Source organism: Microtetraspora glauca, assembly GCF_040656155.1.
Taxonomy (GTDB): Bacteria; Actinomycetota; Actinomycetes; order Streptosporangiales; family Streptosporangiaceae; genus Microtetraspora; species Microtetraspora glauca.
This window is the reverse complement of record NZ_JBFALK010000026.1, coordinates 36159-55614: the sequence shown is the minus strand read 5'-3', so window position 1 is coordinate 55614 and position 19456 is coordinate 36159. Positions and strand designations below refer to the sequence as shown.

General features: G+C 72.3%; 15 protein-coding genes. 13 read left to right on the top strand and 2 right to left on the bottom strand.

Going from position 1 to position 19456, the window contains the following annotated elements:
* Nucleotides 1-146 precede the first annotated feature (146 nt).
* The 7 genes from AB0I59_RS35940 (at nucleotide 147) to AB0I59_RS35910 (ending at nucleotide 9718) form a co-directional block, all read left to right on the top strand.
* The gene (locus AB0I59_RS35940; RefSeq protein WP_358140175.1) at nucleotides 147-1838 is read left to right on the top strand and encodes a PucR family transcriptional regulator; all 1692 of its coding nucleotides are present in this window, start codon (nucleotides 147-149) and stop codon (nucleotides 1836-1838) included.
* A 33-nt stretch (nucleotides 1839-1871) separates the two neighbouring features.
* Nucleotides 1872-3455 (top strand): amidohydrolase, encoded by a 1584-nt coding sequence (locus tag AB0I59_RS35935; protein WP_358140172.1) that lies wholly within the window; start codon nucleotides 1872-1874, stop codon nucleotides 3453-3455.
* Nucleotides 3456-3644: 189 nt separating this feature from the next.
* Entirely contained in the window at nucleotides 3645-4085 is a 441-nt protein-coding gene (locus tag AB0I59_RS35930) for a RidA family protein (RefSeq protein ID WP_061259551.1), read from the top strand.
* A gap of 23 nt (nucleotides 4086-4108) precedes the next feature.
* Nucleotides 4109-5704 carry an amidohydrolase gene (locus AB0I59_RS35925; protein WP_358140169.1) on the top strand — a complete coding sequence of 532 codons (1596 nt, stop codon included), beginning with the start codon at nucleotides 4109-4111 and terminating at the stop codon, nucleotides 5702-5704.
* A 65-nt stretch (nucleotides 5705-5769) separates the two neighbouring features.
* Nucleotides 5770-7170 (top strand): amidohydrolase family protein, encoded by a 1401-nt coding sequence (locus tag AB0I59_RS35920; protein ID WP_358140166.1) that lies wholly within the window; start codon nucleotides 5770-5772, stop codon nucleotides 7168-7170.
* 74 nt (nucleotides 7171-7244) lie between these two features.
* The gene (locus tag AB0I59_RS35915; RefSeq protein ID WP_061259548.1) at nucleotides 7245-8576 is read left to right on the top strand and encodes a serine hydrolase domain-containing protein; all 1332 of its coding nucleotides are present in this window, start codon (nucleotides 7245-7247) and stop codon (nucleotides 8574-8576) included.
* Nucleotides 8573-9718 carry an alanine racemase gene (locus tag AB0I59_RS35910; protein ID WP_358140163.1) on the top strand — a complete coding sequence of 382 codons (1146 nt, stop codon included), beginning with the start codon at nucleotides 8573-8575 and terminating at the stop codon, nucleotides 9716-9718. Before AB0I59_RS35915 ends, AB0I59_RS35910 begins: the two co-directional genes overlap by 4 nt.
* A gap of 54 nt (nucleotides 9719-9772) precedes the next feature.
* Here AB0I59_RS35910 and AB0I59_RS35905 read toward each other — a convergent pair whose 3' ends face one another.
* Nucleotides 9773-10417, bottom strand: a complete 645-nt coding sequence (locus AB0I59_RS35905; RefSeq protein ID WP_358140160.1) for a helix-turn-helix transcriptional regulator — start codon at nucleotides 10415-10417, stop codon at nucleotides 9773-9775.
* A gap of 298 nt (nucleotides 10418-10715) precedes the next feature.
* Here AB0I59_RS35905 and AB0I59_RS35900 point away from each other — a divergent pair, with 298 nt between their 5' ends.
* The 6 genes from AB0I59_RS35900 to AB0I59_RS35875 all read left to right on the top strand — a co-directional run bounded on the left by AB0I59_RS35900 (nucleotide 10716) and on the right by AB0I59_RS35875 (nucleotide 18538).
* Complete coding sequence (locus AB0I59_RS35900; protein ID WP_061259546.1) at nucleotides 10716-11504, top strand: ABC transporter ATP-binding protein; 789 nt, start codon at nucleotides 10716-10718, stop codon at nucleotides 11502-11504.
* A 101-nt stretch (nucleotides 11505-11605) separates the two neighbouring features.
* Complete coding sequence (locus AB0I59_RS35895) at nucleotides 11606-12574, top strand: ABC transporter substrate-binding protein (protein WP_061259545.1); 969 nt, start codon at nucleotides 11606-11608, stop codon at nucleotides 12572-12574.
* Nucleotides 12571-14619: an iron ABC transporter permease gene (locus tag AB0I59_RS35890; RefSeq protein ID WP_063818922.1), complete on the top strand. Its 2049-nt coding sequence runs from the start codon at nucleotides 12571-12573 to the stop codon at nucleotides 14617-14619. Before AB0I59_RS35895 ends, AB0I59_RS35890 begins: the two co-directional genes overlap by 4 nt.
* Nucleotides 14616-15686: a nitrilase-related carbon-nitrogen hydrolase gene (locus tag AB0I59_RS35885; protein WP_358140155.1), complete on the top strand. Its 1071-nt coding sequence runs from the start codon at nucleotides 14616-14618 to the stop codon at nucleotides 15684-15686. Before AB0I59_RS35890 ends, AB0I59_RS35885 begins: the two co-directional genes overlap by 4 nt.
* A 39-nt stretch (nucleotides 15687-15725) precedes the next feature.
* A complete protein-coding gene (locus AB0I59_RS35880; RefSeq protein WP_358140152.1) occupies nucleotides 15726-17201 on the top strand; it encodes a TldD/PmbA family protein in 1476 nt (491 codons plus the stop codon).
* Complete coding sequence (locus AB0I59_RS35875; RefSeq protein ID WP_358140149.1) at nucleotides 17198-18538, top strand: TldD/PmbA family protein; 1341 nt, start codon at nucleotides 17198-17200, stop codon at nucleotides 18536-18538. Before AB0I59_RS35880 ends, AB0I59_RS35875 begins: the two co-directional genes overlap by 4 nt.
* 20 nt (nucleotides 18539-18558) lie before the next feature.
* Here AB0I59_RS35875 and AB0I59_RS35870 read toward each other — a convergent pair whose 3' ends face one another.
* On the bottom strand, nucleotides 18559-19377 hold the full coding sequence (locus AB0I59_RS35870) for a (2Fe-2S)-binding protein (RefSeq protein ID WP_358140146.1): 819 nt from the start codon (nucleotides 19375-19377) through the stop codon (nucleotides 18559-18561).
* Nucleotides 19378-19456 lie beyond the last annotated feature (79 nt).

The window sequence follows — 19456 nt, the reverse complement described above, 5'->3', positions numbered from 1 at the left end:
GCCATGAGCGGGCGTCGCGGCCGGCTGACCGCGTGCACGCGCCCGTGAGGACGGCGCCCCCGAGGAGGTGCCCGCGAGGACGGCGCGAGGGGTCGGGCACGGTGCCGTAGGGTGATTTACTCCCCCGTGTTGAGGAAGGGGCGCTTATGTCCCAAACCGACCTGATCCCCGACGGCACCATGGCCCGTCCGTACCGGCCCTCGCTCGGCCAGGTGCTGGAGACGCTCGGCTCGCACGTGCTCTCCGCCGTCCACGTCCCCGACGCCGGCCTGCCGATCGGCGAGCCCGTCGTGCACGACCCGGACGACCAGCTCGACGACCGTCCCGCGGGTGTGCTGCTCGCCGTCGGCGCGCGGCCGTCCGCGCCGGAGACCCGCGATCTCGTACGGCTGGCGGGGGCACACGACTACCACGCGGTCGTCATCAAGGACCGGGGCGCCGAACTCGGCGAGCTCATCGACGCCGCCCGCGAGGCGGGGGTGGCGCTTCTCGTGGCGTCGGCGCGGATCCCGTGGCGCCAGCTCGACGCGCTGCTGACCGCCGCGATCTCGGGGCCGGGAGCGGCCACCGCGACGTTCTCCTCCGTCGGCATCGGGGACCTGTTCGCCCTGGCCAACGCGATCGCCACCACGATCGGCGGGGCGACCTGCATCGAGGACGCCGAGGGCAACGTGCTCGCGTACTCCAACGTGCGGGGGCAGGAGATCGACGAGATACGCAAGCAGGGCATCCTGGGGCGCAAGACGCCGCAGCGGCCGACCAACCGACTCGAGTACAGCCGGGTGTTCCGCGCCGACGGGCCGGTGCGCTTCCCGAGCCTCGGGCCGGGGCACATGCGGCGGCTGGCCACGGCGGTGCGCGCCGGAGCCCGGCTCCTGGGCTTCATCTGGGTGCTGGACGGCACGCCGCCTGTCGTCCCCGGGGCCATGCGGCTGCTCGGGGACGCGGGCCGGATCGCGGCGGCGCACATGCTGCGCTCGCGCGACCCCGGCGACCCGTGGCGCTGGCAACGGGCGGAGACGCTGCGACTCCTGCTCGACGGCGACGTCTCCGAGTCCGTCGCTGCCGCGCGGCTGGGACTGCCCGCCGACTCGTCCGTGGCGATCATGGCGTTCGCCCCCGCGCGGCCGGTCCCCGAACCGGGAGCCGCCGAGGCCGCCGTCACGACCGTCGTCGACCTGGTCAGCCTCGCGTGCGAGGCGTGGCACCACGAGGCCGTCTGCACCACGAGCCGGAGCGTGCTCTACGCCCTGGTGCCCGTGCCGGAGGGCACGCCGCCCGCCCGGCTGGTCCGGTTCGCCACCGACACCGCGGCCTCCGTGCACAAGGCCGCCGGGATGGACCTGCACGTTGGCATCGGCCCCCTCGCGGCGAGGCTGGAGCAGGTCCCGGAGTCCCGCCGGCTCGCCGACCGCGTCGTCCGCGTACTGGCCGAGACCGCGGGCGGCGCCACGCGCGTCGCCACCGACGAGCAGGTGCGCAGCCGGATCGCCCTGCTCGACCTCGTCGACAGAGGCGACACCGCGGCCGAGCGGCTGCTCGAACCGGTCCGGCGGATGCTGGAGTACGACGCCGTGCACTCCAGCGTGCACGCGGTGACGCTGCTGGCCTACCTGGACGCGTTCGGCGAGGCGGCCAGGGCCGCGGCCGAGCTGTCGATCCACGAGAACACGCTGCGCTACCGCGTCCGCCGCCTGCAGGAGCTGTTCGGAGTGGATCTCGCCGATCCGACCGAACGGCTGGTCATCTGGCTCCAGCTCCGCCTGCTCCACATGCGTGCGGAGTTCTCGTCGATGCCCACAAGAGTCCAGGGATGGAACGTCCGTTCTCAACGATGAGTGATCGCGGGGACACCGCCTAGCGTCTGCCATATGTCCTCTCCTTCGGCGCCGTCGACGCCTCCCGTTGCCCCGTCCGTTTCCTCGGTCGTCTCCTCGCCCGCGCCTTCGGCGTCCGAGGAGCGTCCCGGCCTGGTGCTGCGCAACGCCAGGGTCGGGCTCCGCGGCCCGCTCCGGCACATCCTGATCATCGGTGGGCGGGTGGCCGCGGTGCTCGACGAGCCGCCCGGCTCCGCCCAGATCGGCGACCTGACGGCCGGCCACACGCGGGCCGGAGCGGTCGAGGACGTCGATCTGGAAGGCGCGACCGTCCTGCCGGGGCTGTGGGACGCGCACGTGCACTCCGTGCAGTGGGCGCAGGCCCGCCGCCGGATCGACCTCGGCGGCGCACGCTCCGCGCGAGAGGCGGCCGAGCTGGTCCTGCCGCACCTGCGACCGTCCGGGCTGGCCACCGAAGTGATCATGGGGTACGGCTTCCGCGACGCACTCTGGGCGGACGTGCCGGACAGGTCGCTGCTCCCCGATGCCCACCCGGTCGTGCTGATCAGCAACGACCTCCACACGGCCTGGCTCAGCGGCGCCGCGCTCGCCCTCATCGGCAGAGGCGACCACCCGACCGGCGTCCTTCGCGAAGCGGAGTGCTACAACGCGCTGGTCGCGCTGCCGCCACCCCCTCGCGAGCTACTGGACAGGTGGGTGGCCGAGTCGACCGTCGCCGCCGCCAGGATCGGGGTGACCGGCATGCTGGACTTCGAGCTGGCCGACAACGTCACGGACTGGCTGCGGCGGTTCCGTGAGCAGGAGGTCGCCGTACGCGTCGCCTGCTCCATCCCGCGCAGCGGCCTCGACGAGGCGATCGCCCGTGGGCTGCGCACCGGCGACACGGTGGCGGGCTCGGGGGGATGGCTGGAGGTCGGTCCGGTCAAGATGTTCGTCGACGGCTCGCTCAACACCCGCACCGCCTACTGCGACGACCCGTACCCCGGCTCCGGCGACCACGGGCGGCTGGAGACGCCACCGGCCGAGCTGGCCGCGATCATGGAGCACGCCGCCCGCCACGGCCTGCACCCCGCCGTGCACGCGATCGGCGACCTCGCCTCCTCCATCGCGCTCGACGCCTTCGAACGCGTCGGCTGCCCCGGGCGCATCGAGCACGCGCAGCTCGTCCGCGCGGCCGACTTCGCCAGGTTCGCGCGGCCGGGCCTGGTCGCCGGAGTGCAGCCCGCGCACGCCCCGGACGACCGCGAGGTCGCCGACACCCACTGGTGCGGCCGGACCTCCAGGGCCTTCGCGTACGCCGACCTGCTCGCGGCGGGCGCGACCCTCGAACTCGGCTCCGACGCGCCCGTCGCGCCGCTCGATCCCTGGGACGGCATCGCCTCGGCGGTGACCAGGACCGACGACGAGCGCCCGCCGTGGCATCCCGAGCAGGCCATCTCGCTCAAGGACGCGCTCGCCGCCGCCTCCAGGGGACGCTCCACCGTACGGGAAGGGGAGCCGGCCGACCTGATGATCCTTGAGCGCGACCCGTCGCTCCTCGCGTCCGGGGAACTGCGCCGCCCGAGCGTGCTCGGCACGCTCGTGGGCGGCCGGTGGACCCACCGGACAGTGGGCTGATCAGTGGGCTGAACAGCGGGCTGAACAGCGGGATGGGATGCCCGGCTCGCCGGGAGGTGCCGCGGCCACCCGGCGAGCATTTACAAAACGTCCAAGCCATTGACCAACAGTCTAAATCTTGGATAGCCTCGGCCTTCACGGCTCGCGAGGCGAGCCCCGTGAAGCGCCCAGAGCGCCCAGGAGGTCGGCATGGAAACCGGATTTCTCGCACTGCCCGAGCCGTTGGCGCCCTTCGCGCGCTACGTGCCGTGCCGGTGGAGCGGTGACGAGCTGCACGTTTCGGGGCAGGTCGCGGCGCGCGAGGGGGAGTTCCCGCTACGTGGCCGCGTCGGCGCGGAACTCACGCTGGAGCAGGGCCGGGCGGCCGCGCGGCAGTGCGCGCTCAACGTCCTCGCCGCGTTGCAGCGCGAACTGAACGATCTGGCCAGGATCCGCGCGCTCGTCAAGGTGACGGTGTTCGTCGCGACCGGGCCGGACTTCCTGGAACACCACCTGGTGGCCGACGGCGCCTCGGAGGCGTTCATCGAGGCGCTCGGCGACGTGGGCGAGCACGCGCGGTCCGCGGTGGGCGTCGCGCGGCTGCCGATGGACTCCCCGGTGGAGATCGAGGCCACCGCCCTGGTCGGCTGACCGCCCGGCGCCGTTTAGGAGGAATGATGGACGCAACCCCCAAGCACCTGACCATCATCAACGGCCGCCTGTTCCTACCCGGCGCGTCGACGGGACCCCGGCCCGACGACGCGCCCACCGCCCTGGTGATCGAGGACGGCAGGATCTCCGCCGTCGTCTCCGACGCCGAGGCGCTGCGTCTGCGCCATCCCCGCGCCCAGGTGATCGACGCCGCGGGCGGGTCCGTCCTCCCGGGGTTCGACGACGCCCACATCCACGTGATCCCCGGCGGCCAGTGGGACGGCCTGCTCGCGCTGAGAGGTGCCGCCACGGTCCCGGAGCTGCAGGCGCGCATCGCGGAGTACGCCGCGGCGCACCCGGAGCTGCCGTGGATCTGGGGCGGAGGGTGGCACTACGCCGCCTGGGGGGAGGCCAGGCCCGCCAAGGAACTGCTCGACGCGGTCCTGCCCGACCGCCCGGCCATGATGACCTGCATGGACGGCCACAGCTACTGGGTGAACTCCGCCGCCCTGCGCGCCGCGGGCATCGACCGCCACACCCCCGATCCCGTCAACGGCACGATTGTGCGCGATCCGGCGACCGGTGAGCCCACCGGGTGGTTGAAGGAGAAGGCGGGCCAGCTCATCTACCGGGTGATGCCCGAGCCGACCCACCATGACCTGAAGCTCGCCCTGCGCCGGGCCGTACAGGTGCTGAACGCGTCCGGGTTCACCGCCGTGCAGGACGCCCGGACCGATCCGCGCGAGGTGCCGGTGTGGCGGGAGGTGCTGGCCGAGGGCGGGCTGACGCTGCGTTCGAGGATCGCCCTGCCCATGGCGCCCGAGCAGTCGCTCACGGACTGGCGGACGACGTTGGACGAGCATGCCGAGCTGGTGGCGCCGCTCCGCGGCGGCGACTGGCTGACGAGCGGGATCGTCAAAGGCTTCGTCGACGGTGTGATCGAGAGCCGGACGGCCGCGATGCTGGCGCCGTACGAAGGCGAGGAGAGCAGCGGCGTGCCCGCCTTCGAGCCGGAACAGCTCACCGCCTTCACCGTGGAGGCGCACCGGCGGGGATGGCAGGTCCAGCTGCACGCCATCGGCGACCGCGCCGTCCGCATGGCCCTGGACGCGTTCGAGGCGGCGGGGCGGCGCCGGCACCGCGTCGAGCACGTCGAGGTCATCCATCCGGAGGACGTCAAGCGCTTCGCGGCACTGGACGTCGTGGCGAGCATGCAACCCGCGCACGCCTTCTCCGCTCCGGACCGGGCGCACGACTGGCACGGCGTGATCGGACCGGAGCGCGCGGCCGCGAACTGGCCGATGTCCGCGATCCACGCGTCGGGAGGGGTCATCGCGCTCGGGTCCGACTGGCCCGTGGTGGACTTCGACCCCTTCATGACACTGCACGCGGCGATGTCCGCGGACCACGCGCTCACCCTGCCGCAGGCGCTCACCGCGTACGGGCGCGGGGCGGCCTACGCGGCGCACGCCGAACACCGGCGGGGCGGTGTCGCCGTCGGGATGGACGCCGACCTCGTCGTGCTCGACCGGAACCTGCTCGACAGCGGGGACGTCCGGGGGACCGGAGTCGTGGCGACGATCGTCGACGGCGTCGTGGTCCATCGCACCGCCCGTTGAGGGGCGGATCCGAACGCAGGCGCCTCTCGTCGAGGCGCTCTGTCACATCAGTCTTGGGAGTTGGCATGGAGTATGACATTCTGCTGCGCGGCGGTCGGGTGATCGACCCCGCCGCGGGCATCGACCAGGTCGCCGACGTGGCGGTCGCCGGGGGAAAGGTGGAGGCGGTCGGCCCCGATCTGGCCGGACACGCCGCCACGGTCATCGACGTCACCGGCCGATACGTCATCCCCGGTCTGGTGGACCTGCACGTCCACATCCCCGACCATGCCGGCGGCGGTGCCGGGCACGCCATGCTGGCCCGCGCGGGCGTGACGACCGCCCTCGACCTGTCGGGCCCGGTCACGGGCGTCCTGACCGCCGCCGCCAAGTCCGGCGTCGGGCTGCACATCGCGGCGGTCGAGGCGTTCCGTCCGGGACAGCAGCTGCCCGCGCGACCGACCAGGGCCGAGATCCGGCGGGCCGTCGAGCGGGTGCTCGCCGCGGGCGGCATCGGGGTGAAGCTGCACGTCGACAAGGGCTGGGAACCCGAACCGGCCGGGTTGATCATCGACGAGTGCAACCGCGCGGGCGTGTGGATCGCCAGCCACTGCGGCACCACCGCGACCGGGAGCGACATCATCGGCCTGCGCGAGACCCTGGAACTCGCGGGGGACAACCGGCTGCACGTCGCCCATGTCAACAGCTACTGCCGGGGCGATGTCGAGGACGCGGGAGCCGAGGCGTACACCGCCGTCGAGCTGCTCCGCAAGTCGCCGCACGTCTTCGCCGAGTCGTACCTGGCGGAGATCAACGGGTCCAACGGCACCTGCGTCGACGGCCTGCCCAAGAACAGGCGCGTCCGCTCCTGGCTGGAGGGAGCCGGCTATCCCGGCACCGAGGACGGCCTGCGCCGCGCGATCCGCGAGGGCTGGGCCCACGTCACCCGGATGGAGCCGGACAACGTGCTCCTGCTCTCCGGAGACGAGGGCGTCGCCCTCTGGGAGGAGGCGGAGACGCGGATGCCCATCTGCCTGCCCGTCAACCCGGCCATCTCCCGGCTGGTGCTCGGCTCGTCCAGGAAGGCCGACGGCGACTTCGACGTCCACGCGCTGGCCACCGACGGCGGCGCCTACCCCCGCAACGTCACGGTGTCCGCCGGCCTGTCGATGGTCGAGTGGGGCCTGCTCACCCTTCGCGAGTTCGTCAGCAAGGCGTCCTGGACGCCGGCGCGGATCCTCGGGCTGCCCGGCAAGGGACGTCTCGTGGACGCCGACATCGCGGTGATCGACCCGGTGAGCCGTACGGTCACGAGCACGATCAGCGCCGGGCGGCTGATCTGGCACCGGGGCGCCGTCCTCGGCCGCGGCACCCGCTTCCTCAGCACCGAACGCGGCGCGGCCGCCGCCCGTGAGGCGTGCGGCCTCCACGAGCTCCTCGAACCGGCGGGCAGCGGTTTCTACACCGGCGACGGCCTCGCCGCCTGAGCAGGGCCGGAGAGCAAGACAGCCAGGGCTTGATACAGCCAGGGCTTGAGACAGACAGAAAGGGAACGCAGCGCATGACAACCGCCTCCGAACTGCTCGCCTCGCTCACCGAGACCACCGAGAAGCACCGCCTCGACATCGGGGTGCCGGGCGTCGCGCTCGGCGTGGCCGCCGGTGGTGAGGTCGCCTCGACCGGGCTCGGTGTCACCGGCGTGGCCGATCCGCTCCCGGTCACGACGAACACGCTGTTCCGCCTGTGCTCCATCACCAAGATCTTCGCCGCCACGCTCGCCATGACCCTGGTCGAAGAGGGCGTGCTGGACCTCGACGTGCCGGTGGTCGCCTACTATCCGGAGCTGTCCCTCGCCGACGCGGACGCCCGGGCGTCGGTCACCATGCGCCACCTGCTCACGCACGCCAGCGGCCTCGAAAGCGAGCTGCGCGGCGACCTGGAGACGTTCGGACGCAACGCTGACGCTCTCGACCGCGTCGTGTCGGCGTACGGCTCGCTCCGCCAGTTCGCCCCGGCGGGTGAGATCTGGGGGTACTGCAACACCGGTTACTGGCTCGCCGGTGCCGTGCTCGCTCGGCTCGCGGGGACGTCGTTCGAAGACGCGGTGTCGCGGCGCGTACTCGAACCGCTCGGCATGACGGGGAGCTGCTTCCTGGCCGAGGACGCCGTGCTCGGCCGGGTCGCGCTGCCCCACCGCCGCGTCTCGGCGGGCTCTCCGGAGCACGTCCCGATCCCGTCCTTCGCCTTCCCGCGAGCGCGCGTGCCCTCCGGAGGCGTGATCGCGGGCGTGGACGACCTGCTCAAGTTCGCCGGTCTCCACCTCGGGAACGGCCCCGCCGTCATCTCGGAGGCCGGCCGCGCGGCGATGCGGGAACCCCTGATCCCGGGTGACTTCGCGGGTGACCACCAGGGCCTCGGCTGGATGACCTCCACTCCGGGCGGCACGGCGGTGGTCGAGCACAGCGGGTCGTACAAGGGGTACTGCACCAGGCTTACCCTCCTGCCGGATCTGGGAGTCGCCGTGGCCGTGCTGACCAACAGCGACGACGGCGGCCGCCTGTGCCGCGCGGTCAAGGAGGCCGCCCTGGAGCTCCTGACCGGGTGGCGGCCCGCCGAGGTGGAGTACGCCGACCTCGGCCCCGACGTCCTCGCCGCGTACGCGGGCGACTACGCGATTCCGGGCGTGGACAGGATCCGGGTGTCTCCGCACGAAGGCGGTCTCCGCCTCGAGCTGGTCAAGAACGCGGCACCGGCCGGGGAGTCGCTGTCCCGGGCCACGTCCGAGACCGAATTCGAGATCGTCCACGGGCCGAGCCTCGGATCACGGCTGGTCTTCTTCCCCGGGTCCCCTGTGATCAGGCTCGGCCTCCGGCTCGGGGCCAGGCTGTCGTGACGCCTCCAGCCTCCCCGGGCGGGCCGGGCTTCGGCGCCCGGCCGGCCCCCGAGCTCGCGGCCGCGTTCGCCGATGTCAGGACACCGGCGCTCGTCGTCGACGAGGCGGCGATGGAGCTGAATCTCCGGCTCATGACGAAGCTCGTCCAATCCCCGGACAGGTGGCGGGCCCACGTGAAGACGGCCAAGGCGCGCTGGGCCATGGAGCGGCTGATCGCGCATGGGGTGACCCGGTTCAAGGCGTCCACCACCGCCGAGCTCGCCACCCTGCTCTCCCTCGACGTGGCCGACGTACTCCTCGCCTATCCGGCGGTCGGGCCGACACAGTGGCGGGCGGCCGAGCTCGCCTCCGCCCACCCGGGCGCGGCGGTCTCCGTGCTGGCCGACAGCGTGGCGGGGATCCGCACCTGGCGGCCGGGACCGGTCGGGGCGTACATCGACGTCGACACCGGAATGGGCCGTACCGGCGTGCCCGTGGACGATCACACTGCCGCCTTCGCCGTGGCCGACGAGCTGGCGCGGCGGGGGATCCCGCTGCGCGGCCTGCACGGTTATGACGGGCACCTGGCCGACCTGCCCACGCCCGAGCGGGAGCGGATGGCGGCCGACGGCCTGGCCGCGATGACGGATCTGGCCGAGGCGCTCCAGGCCGCCGGGCACGTGATCGGAGAGCTGGTCGTGGGCGGGAGCCACACGTTCCGGGAGATCCTGGCCACGCCCACGCCGTGGAGCGACCGGGTGGCCGTCGGCGCCGGCACGGTGGTCTACAACGACGCCCGCAGCCTGGCGAGGTTCGGCGACATCGGGTTCACGGCCGCGGCGGCCGTGCTCACACGTGTGGTGAGCCGTCCCGCGGCGGGACGGGTGACCGTGGACGCGGGGCTCACCGCGATCCAGGTGGACGCCGGCCGGCCGCACGCGGAGAGCGCGGGCCTGGTGGCGGTCTCGGCGGCGCAGGAACACCTCGTGCTGTCCTGCGCGCCGGGGGCCGAACCCGAGATCGGCGAGCTGGTCACACTGGTGCCGCGCCACGTGGACACGGCCGTCAGCCAGTTCGGCGAGATGCACGTGATAGGCCCGGACGGCCGGGTCAGGGTGGAGCCGGTCACCGCACGCCACCACGAGTCCGCGATCGTCCGATGAGCGTGAGGCCGCGCCCCCGATCTCGCGCGCCGTGCCCGGCCGCCGGCTCCATGATCAGGATCCGGGGGGCTCCTCCTTGAGACGGGTGATGTAGTTGTAGACCGACTGGCGTGACATCCCGAGCCGCTCCGCGACCATGGGGACGGCCCGGCGCAGCTGGAACAGACCCCGCTGGTCGAGCTGGCGGAACACCTCCGTCCGCTCCGCCACGGTGAGCCGGGTGAGCGGGTGGCCCAGGGCGTCCTCCACCTCGGCGAGCACCCCGTCGACGACGGACTCGATGTCGGTGCCGAACGTGGTGGAAGGGGACTCCAGCGGGTCGAGGTCGCCGGCCATCTCGATGAGAAGCCGACCGGCCGCGCGCATCTCGGTCACGTCCAGGTTGACGCAGACGGCGCCCACCACGTGGCTGTCGGACGTGCGCAGCAGGATGGTCGACGATTTGATCACGCGGCCGTCGGGAAGCCGCGTCACATAGTTGAGGTCGTCCTTGGCGTCGTCGCCCTGCCGCAGCATGCTGAGGCCGATCTGGCTCATGGCCGACCCCACGCGGCGGCCGGTGACGTCACCGGCGACGGCGATGACCGAGTGCTCCAGGCGCCGGTAGTCGTGGAGAACCACCTCGCACTTGCGGCCGAACGTGGCCTGGATCCCGTCGACGACCGGACGCATGGCGGCGAACAGCGCGTCGGCTTCCACCGACGGGTCGACGGCCGAAGATTTCTGGCTGATCGGATTGTCCTTTCTCGCTGGAACCTCGCTGGAATCTTGCGGGAATGTCGCTGGTCTATCACCGGAATCGCATTGGGATCAGTGGAATGCGCCCGGACGGGCCGTGCGGGCCCGGCAACGAGAATTTTACGATTAGTCGAACCCATTGACAACAGGTCCAAATCCGGCCTAATTTGCGGGCTACCAACCGAATCCCCCCACCTCGCGCGAGCTGTCTTACCTTGTCAGCCCCCTGACGGCGGCCGGCGATGAGAAAGGCGGAACAATGTCGGGTCCCTTGGTCGCCGAACGACTGAGCGTCGGTCACGATGGCCGCACCATCTTGGCCGATGTCGACTTCACCCTCCCCGCGAGCGCGGTCACCGTACTCGTCGGCCCCAACGGCTGCGGAAAATCCACCATGCTGCGTACGCTCGCCGGCCTCCAGCGGCCGACCGGCGGGCAGGTACGCGTCCTGGGCGACCCCCTGGACAAGCTGAGTAGAAGGGAGCTGTCCCGGCGGCTGGCCTTCCTGCCGCAGACCCCCCTCGTCCCCGCCGGGATCACCGTACGCGAGCTGGCCAGGAACGGCCGCTACGCGCATCGCGGCGCGTTCTCACGGCACACCGCCGAGGACCTGGAAGCCGTCGAGTGGGCGCTGCGCGTCACCAACGCGCTTCCGCTCGCGGAGAAGAGGATGAACGAACTGTCGGGCGGCGAGCGGCAACGCGCCTGGCTCGCCGCTGTCCTCGCGCAGAAGGCGGACATCCTCCTGCTCGACGAACCCACCACCTATCTCGACCTGCGCTATCAGGTCGAGGTGCTGGAGGTGGTGCGGGCACTCGCCCACGAGTACGGCATGGCCTGCGGCCTCGTCCTCCACGATCTGGGGCAGGCCTCGTCCTACGGGGACCGGGTGATGCTGACCGCCGGGGGAGAGATCCTCGGTTACGGCGAACCGGCCGAGGTGCTCACTTCCGAGAGCATCGCCCGCGCCTTCGGCCTCGACGTCAAGGTCGTCCACGACCCCGAGACGGGCGGGATCGCCTGCTTCCCCCGCACCTCACCCAACTGATCCGCGGGGCCCACCCGTACGCCCCACTCGCACGGCCGGCCCTCACGACCGACCACGACCGACCACACGGAATGACCCCCCACCAGCTAAGGCAGACGACGATGCGCAAACCCGCCATCCTTCTCAGCACCGTGGTCGCGGTGCTCGCCCTCGCCTCGTGTGGCTCCCCAGCCGCCACCACCGGCCAGTCCGGCGCCGCCCCGGCCCCCGGCGCGGCGAAGATCACCATACAGGACGGCTTCGGCCCCGTGGAGCTCGCCGGCCCCGCCACCCGCGTCGTCTCCCTCGAATGGACCTACACCGAAGAGCTGCTCGCTCTCGGCGTGGCCCCGGTCGGCGCCGCCGACAAGGCCCTCTACAACGACTGGGTGACCGCGGGCCCGCGCATCGCCGAGTCCACGGTCGACGTCGGCACCCGCCAGGAGCCGAACCTGGAGACCATCGCCTCGCTCAAGCCCGACCTGATCGTGGGCAACGCCGACCGGCTCGCCAACAACATCGAGAGCCTCAAGGCCATCGCCCCGGTCGTCGCCTTCCGCTGGAACGATCCGGCCAAGGGACAGCTCGCGGTCATGAAGGAGTCCTTCACGTCGCTGGGCACGGCCGTCGGGAAGGACGCCGAAGCCGCCAAGGCGCTCGCGGGGCTCGACGCGACCGCGGCGTCGGCGAAGGAGAAGCTCTCCGCCGTGGGCGGGACGTTCGCCCTCGCCTACCCCGCGGGAGGTGCCGGCGCCGCGACCGTGACGATCTTCGCCAAGACCTCCCTGGCCTCCCAGATACTGGAGCAGGCCGGCATGAGCAACGCGTGGACCGGCAACGCCGATTCGGACGGGCTCAGCACGGTCGGCGTCGAGGCGCTGACCAGACTGCCCGCCGACGTGAACTTCCTCTACGTCTCGCCGTCCTCCGACGACACCTTCCTCAAGCTGGCGGACAACAAGGTGTGGACGGGACTGCCCTTCGTCAAGGCGGCCCACACCTACAAGCTCGACCCGACCCCCTGGTTCTACGGCGGTCCCACGTCGGCCGAGCAGCTGCTCACCCAGACCGTGGCGACGCTGGTCAAATGAGCGCCGTCCTCGCATCCGCCGCCCCCGCCCCGATGCGACCCGCCCGGCGGCCGGCCGCCCCGGTCGCCTGCGGCCTCGCCCTCGTCCTGCTCGCCCTCGTCTTCCTCTGGCACCTGGGCCAGGGCGCCTCCCACCTCGGTGTCGGCGACGTGCTCAGGGTGCTCACCGGCGGCGGTGACCAGCTGGCGGACGACATCGTCTTCAGCGGACGACTGCCCCGGACCCTCGCGGGACTGGTGGCGGGACTCGCCCTGGGCCTCGCGGGAGGTCTGGTCCAGGGCGGGACGCGTAACCCGCTCGCGGCTCCCGACACGCTGGGCGTGAACGCGGGCGCCTACCTGGCGGTCACGGCCGCCAGCGCGACCGGACTGAGCGTCGGCGTGCTCGGCACCGGCGCCGCCGCCCTGGCCGGAGCCGTCGGGGCCGCGGCCCTCGTGTACGCGCTGGCGGGGCGGTCGCTGTACGCCCCCGGGCGGGTGCTCCTGGCCGGCACGGCCGTCGCGCTCGCGGCCACATCCCTCGCGCTGATGCTGCAGATGCTCGACGAGCAGACCGCTCGGGGCACGTTCTTCTGGGGCAACGGATCGCTGATCCAGACCGGGCTGACCGTCCCTCTCTGGACCGGTGCGGCGACCCTCGTCCTCGCCATGGCCATACCCGGGCTGGTCCGCCCGCTCGACCTGCTCTCCCTGGGCGACGACACGGCGGAGGCCATGGGGATCAACGCGGGACGCATGCGCCTCTACGTCCTGATGCTCTCCGTCGCCTTCGCCGCCGTCGCGGTGACCGTCGCGGGACCGATCGGCTTCGTCGGCCTGGTGGCCCCGATCATGGTGCGGATGGTGGGCGTCCACAGGCACGCCTGGTTGCTCCCCCTCTCCGGCTCGGTGGGCGCGCTGCTCGTGCTACTCGCCGACGGCGCGGGACAGGCCCTCCAGACCGCCGCGGGCGGCGAGATCCCTGTGGGTGTCGTCACCGCGCTGGTGGGCGGCCCCGTCTTCCTGGTGCTGGTCCGCCGGTTGACCACGGGCGACGCCGAGACCGGGGCCTCGGTCACCGAGGCCAGGCCGCTGACCGGCAGGCGCTACGCCACGGTCGTGTCGGTGGCGGCCGTCCTGCTCGTCGCCGCGATGCTCGTCGGACTCTCCGTCGGCACACTGAGCATCGACCTGTCGCAGATGCTCAACCCCGATCCGCTGATCCAGAGCGTCCTGTCCCAGCGGTTCACGCGGGTGCTCGCCGCGGCCGGCGGCGGAGCCTGCCTCGCGGTGGCGGGCGGCACCGTACAGGCCGTCATCCGCAATCCGCTCGCCGAGCCGTCCCTGCTGGGGGTCACCGGTGGAGCGGCCATCGGCGCCGTCACAGTGATCACGATGGCGTCCACCGCCCCGCACTGGATGATCCCGGCGGCGGCGTCGCTCGGCGGCTTCCTCGCCCTCCTGCTGGTGATGGCCGTGGCACGACGGAAGGGCACCCTGGATCCGACCCGTGTGGTGCTCGTCGGCATCGGCCTGGCCGCGGCGACCTCGGCTGTCGTCCAGGTGCTGGCCCTGCGCTCCACCATGACGATCGGCGCGGTGCTGACCTGGCTGGCGGGCTCCACCTACGGCCGCGCGGGAGAGGATCTGCTCTGGTTGGTCGTCCCGCTGGCCGTCACGGTGCTGCTCGTCATCGGCACCCGGCCGCTGGACATGCTGGCGCTGGGGGAGGACCTGCCGCGCGCGTTCGGGCTCGGCCTCGGCCGGGTCCGGCTTCTCGTCCTGATGGGCGCGGTTGCCCTCGCCGCGGGAACCGCCGCGACGATCGGCGCGGTCGGCTTCGTCGGGCTGATCGCGCCGCACCTCGCGCGGGGGTTCGTCGGCTCCTCACACCGGCGGATGCTGCCCGTGGCCGCGCTCCTGGGGGCCGCCCTGGTGGTCGTCGCCGACACGATCGGCCGTCTCGTCATCGACCCGCGGCAGATCCCCGTGGGTGTGATGACCGCGCTGGTCGGGACCCCGTACATGATCTGGCTGCTCCGCTCGAACCGGAAGGTGAACCGTTGAGCCTCGACCCCGGCGATTTCCTCGCCGTCGCCTGTCAGATGGACACCGTGGACGGCGCCGTCGGCCAGAACCTCAAGCAGATGGTCACGATGATCGACTGGGCCATGGAGGGCTACTCGGCCCTCGGCGTCCCGGTCCGGCTGATCGTCTTCCCCGAGCTGGCGATCCACGGCTCGGTCGGCGCGACCTACGCGGACAAGCGGCGTCACGCGATCGAGCTTCCCGGGCCGGAGATCGAGGAGCTCGCCGAGAAGGCCAGGACCCACGGCGTCTATCTCGTGGCGGGCACGGTCTTCGAGTACGAGCCGGAGTACGACGCGGTGTTCAACACGCTGGTGATGCTCGCGCCGTCCGGGGAGATCGCGCTCCGCTACCGCAAGGTCAACGTCTGGTATCCGCTGGAGACGACCCAGTCGCCGATCGACCTGCTCGGCGAGGGATACGACACCGCCAGGTTCCCGTTGTTCCCGGTCGCCCACACCGAGATCGGCACCATCGGCGGGCTGATCTGCTACGACGGATTCTTTCCCGAGGTCACGCGGCAGCTGGCGGCCGAAGGCGCGGAGATCTTCGTGCGCGCCTCGGCGATCATGGACCCCTGGGGCTCCGGGCCGACCGGCGCGAGCGTCATGACCGACCGGATGCGTTCCCTGGAGAATCTGGCCTACACGGTGAGCGCCCAGCGCGGGTCCAGCCCGCGGACGGGGCCGCCGTTCTCGTGGCCGGGCCGCAGTTCGATCGTGGACTTCGAGGGCCGCGTGCTCAGCGAGGCGGAGCGCGGCGAGGAGATCATCATGGCCAGGATCGACGCCAACCGGGTGCGCGCGTACCGCGAGTCCGTACTCGGCGGCAACATGCTGGCACACAACCGCACTGAAGCCTACGACTACCTGACGAGGCCCGGCCCCGGGCCGCGCCCGCGGCTCTCCACGGGCCGGACGGTGTCCGAGACGGAGCACTTCGCCACCGCCCGCGAGCAGAACGACGCCTACTGGGCCGGTTACTACGAGCGCGATCCCTTCTGGAGACGCCGGCGCGACCTGGCGGCCCGCGAGAGGGACGCCTAGCAACCGCGTTGTCTCACCCGAATTCGATAGAGGAGTGCGATGGAGCCACACGGCACGCCGACGGGCGCGATGCGGGAGATCACGGATCGAGCGCTCGACACCGCCGCTAGCGCGGGCGCCGACTACGCGGACGTGCGCGTCGTACGGCGGGTGGAGGAGTCGGTGACGGTGCGCACCGGCCGGGTGGAGTCCATCGCCTCGGACGAGAGCCAGGGCGTCGGCGTCCGGGTGTTCGCGTACGGGGCGTGGGGTTTCGCGGCGACACACCGGTATGACGCGGACGCGATCGACCGGGCCGCCGACGAGGCGGTACGGCTCGCGAAGGGCGCGGCGCCCTCGCTCAGGCACCGCGTCAGCCTGGCGGAGCGCCCCCGCGCCTACGGCACGTACGCCACGCCGGTGCGTGAGGATCCCTTCGCGCTCCCGCTGGAGGTCAAGGTCGCCGACCTGCTCGACGCCGACGCCGCGCTGGCCGTCCCGGGAGTCGTGTCGACCGCGTCGACGTACGCCGCCCAGCGGGAGTGGAAGACCTTCGCGGCGACGGACGGCAGCCTCACCGAGCAGGTGTTCACGCACGTGGGGGCGGGCATCGAGGCGCACGCCGTGAAGGGAAGCGAGCACCAGCGGCGCAGCTACCCCGAGGCGCGGGGCGGCCGCTGGCAGCAGGCGGGATACGAGTTCATCCGCGAACTCGACCTGAAAGGGAACGCGGCCCGATGCGGAGAGGAGGCCGTCGCCCTGCTGTCGGCCCCGCCGTGCCCCGAGGGCCCCGCCACGGTCGTCATCGACCCGAGCCAGCTCTACCTGCAGATCCACGAGTCGTGCGGGCACGCCACCGAGCTCGACCGGGTCTTCGGCGCGGAGGCGAGTTACGCGGGAACCAGCTTCCTGACCGCGGACCTGCTGGACTCGCGCTTCAGGTACGGCTCAGACCTGGTCACCCTGGTCGCCGACGCCACCGTGCCCGGCGGCCCGGGATCGTTCGGCTGGGACGACGAGGGCGTGGCAGCGCAGCGGACCACCCTGGTGGAGAACGGGATCCTCACCGGCTATCTGACCTCGCGGGACACGGCTCCCCGCATCGGCAGGGAGTCCGGCGGCACCGTGCGCGCCGAGAGCTGGAACCGGCTCCCGCTGGTCCGCATGACCAACGTCAACCTCGTGCCGGTGCCCGGCATGAGCCTCCAGGACATCGTGGCCGACACCGACGACGGCCTCTACCTGACCCAGAACCGCAGCTGGTCGATCGACGACCGCCGATGGAACTTCCAGTTCGGCACGGAGATCGCCTACGAGATCAAGGGCGGCAGGCTGGGGCGCATCCTGAAGAACCCCGTCTACTCGGGGATCACCCCGGAGTTCTGGCGCTCCTGCGACGCGGTCGCCGACGAGCGGAGCTACGTCATGTACGGCAATCCCAACTGCGCCAAGGGGCTTCCGCCGCAATGCGTGCAGGTCGGCCACGGCACGTCGGGCGCACGGTTCCGAGGCGTGCGGATGGGGGCGGGACGATGAACCTCGAACGGTACGCCGAGCGGGTACTGGACACGGCGCGCCGGCACGGCGCGACCGACGCCGAGGTGAGCGTGGAGGCCCGGGTCTCCGCGCTGACCCGGTTCGCCAACTCCGAGATCCACCAGAGCGTCGCCGAGGACACCGTGCGGGTCGGTCTCCGCTACGTCCACGGCAGGCGGTACGGCATGGCCGCCACGGGACGCCTGGACGACGCCGCGATCGAATCCCTCGTCGAGCGCGCGTCGGCGAACGCGCGCAGCATGGCCGAGAGCCACGACTGGCCCGGCCTTCCGGAACCGGGTCCGATCCCGGAGGTGACGGGAGCCTATGCGGCCTCGACCGGCGAGGCCACAGCCGAGCGCCGGGTCGAGACCGTACGCGATGTCGTCGCCGCGGCGGACGCCGCCGGCGTGGCCGCGTTCGGCTCCTTCTCGACCGGCGCCGTCACCACGGCAGTGATCAGCACCCGGGGCGTGCGGGCCGTGCAGGCCAGGAGCGACGCGTGGCTGGTCACCGTGCACATGTCGCCCGGCGGCGGCACCGGCTACGCCGAGACGTGCGCGGTGGACGTGGCGGACGTCGACGGCGTGGCCCTCGGCCGGGAGGCGGCCGGCAAGGCGCGCGCCGACGATCACGCGGTCGTCCTCGCGCCGGGGGAGTATCCCGTGGTCCTGGAGGAGTACGCCGTGGTGGACCTGCTGGCCAAGCTCGGTAGGTGCGGCTTCAACGCGCTCGCCGCGCAGGAGGGGCAGTCCTTCGCGGCCCCCGGCCTCCGCATGGCCAGCGACCTCGTCACCGTCTGGGACGACGGCACCGACCCCGCGGGGCTTCCCACCGCCTTCGACCACGAGGGCGTCGGGAAGGAGCGCGTCAGCCTCATCGATCGCGGCAGATGCGTGGGGCTGGTCCACGACACCCGCACTGCGGCCAGGGCCGGAATCAGGTCCACCGGGCACGCGCTGCCCGCGCCCAACCCGGTGGGGCCCCTTCCGACGAACATGTTCATGGCGCCGGGCGCGTCGTCACGGGAGGAGCTGATCGGGCGGCTGGACCGGGGGCTCCTTGTCACACGCTTCTACTACACCAACCCGGTGAACCCGAAGCGCGGAATCGTCACCGGGGTGACCCGGGACGGCGTCTTCCTCGTCGAACACGGCGAGATCGTCTCCCCAGTCCGCGACCTGCGCTTCAGCGAGAGCTACCTGGACGTGCTGCGGGGCGTCTCGGCGGTCGGCAAGGAGCGCAAGACGCTGCGCGGCTGGTACGGAGGGGTGTCGGTCCTCGGCGACATCACCGTTCCCGCCGTCCTGGTGGACGGCTTCCGTTTCTCCGGGTAGTCGTGATGCCGGGCAGCGGCTCATCGGGCTCCCCGAGATTCCCGTACGGCACGAGCCCACCGGTCGCGGCGCGCGTCCGGTTCCTCCAGCGCGCAGTCGCCGCATTTGCGGCCGTCCCCCGCCCGGTAGTAAAGGCAGCAGCTGCGGCGGACGAAGAACGGGTGGCCGGGCTCCGGTTCCGCCAGCTCTCCCTTGTCCCGGATGAGGCCCAGGTCGAGCAGCTCGCGGGCCAGTGCGAGGGCCGCTCCGGTGAGCTCGGGACGTACGCGGGCGAGGGCGCGGACGGTCCCGGCCAGCGAGGAGGCCACGTTGCCCCACAGCAGGCCCGGAGCGATCTTCACGACTCCCTGGACCGCCTCGGCGAGTGGTTCCAGCAACCCGGGTACCACGGTGTGGTACATCCGCTCGGCTGTCCGCACCGGGTCGCGGATCTCCCAGCCGGCGAGATCGGTGGTGCGCAGCGGCGACGGCACACCGTCGGGCGCAGGCCGCCAGTGGAGGCGCCCCGGGTCCAGCTCGACGAGCAGGCCGTGGGCGACCGCTGCGCCGAAGAGAGGCGAGCACAGCCGGGAGGCGAGCTTCTGGAACAGGATCGAGGCGGCCACCCGGGCCTCGGTGGTGCGCAGGCGTTCGGCGACGTCCCCGATCCGCTGTTCCAGGGCGTCGGCATCGGTGAGGAGGTCGGTGAACGGGCGCCATCCGGACTCGGCCCGGCCGACGCCGAGCTCGAAGCGGTCGCCCATGGAGGAGACGTCGGCGACCGCGTGGAAGACGGCCGAGGGAGGGGCGGGCGGCGGGCCCGCGTGGAGTCGTGCCGGGCGCGAACTGCGCTGGTCCATCGTCACACCGCCGGTCAGGTCCGGGCCGCGCGTCCGCGCGGCGGTTGGGCGATCATGGAGCCCTCAGCGGCGGCCGCTG

Bases quoted from the DNA above. Each gene is read 5' to 3' on its own strand.
- AB0I59_RS35870 (WP_358140146.1), bottom strand. From the start codon at position 19,377: ATGGACCAGCGCAGTTCGCGCCCGGCACGACTCCACGCGGGCCCGCCG.
- AB0I59_RS35930 (WP_061259551.1), top strand. From the start codon at position 3,645: ATGGAAACCGGATTTCTCGCACTGCCCGAGCCGTTGGCGCCCTTCGCG.
- AB0I59_RS35915 (WP_061259548.1), top strand. From the start codon at position 7,245: ATGACAACCGCCTCCGAACTGCTCGCCTCGCTCACCGAGACCACCGAG.
- AB0I59_RS35940 (WP_358140175.1), top strand. From the start codon at position 147: ATGTCCCAAACCGACCTGATCCCCGACGGCACCATGGCCCGTCCGTAC.
- AB0I59_RS35925 (WP_358140169.1), top strand. From the start codon at position 4,109: ATGATGGACGCAACCCCCAAGCACCTGACCATCATCAACGGCCGCCTG.
- AB0I59_RS35935 (WP_358140172.1), top strand. From the start codon at position 1,872: ATGTCCTCTCCTTCGGCGCCGTCGACGCCTCCCGTTGCCCCGTCCGTT.
- AB0I59_RS35895 (WP_061259545.1), top strand. From the start codon at position 11,606: ATGCGCAAACCCGCCATCCTTCTCAGCACCGTGGTCGCGGTGCTCGCC.
- AB0I59_RS35890 (WP_063818922.1), top strand. From the start codon at position 12,571: ATGAGCGCCGTCCTCGCATCCGCCGCCCCCGCCCCGATGCGACCCGCC.
- AB0I59_RS35920 (WP_358140166.1), top strand. From the start codon at position 5,770: ATGGAGTATGACATTCTGCTGCGCGGCGGTCGGGTGATCGACCCCGCC.
- AB0I59_RS35900 (WP_061259546.1), top strand. From the start codon at position 10,716: ATGTCGGGTCCCTTGGTCGCCGAACGACTGAGCGTCGGTCACGATGGC.
- AB0I59_RS35875 (WP_358140149.1), top strand. From the start codon at position 17,198: ATGAACCTCGAACGGTACGCCGAGCGGGTACTGGACACGGCGCGCCGG.
- AB0I59_RS35880 (WP_358140152.1), top strand. From the start codon at position 15,726: ATGGAGCCACACGGCACGCCGACGGGCGCGATGCGGGAGATCACGGAT.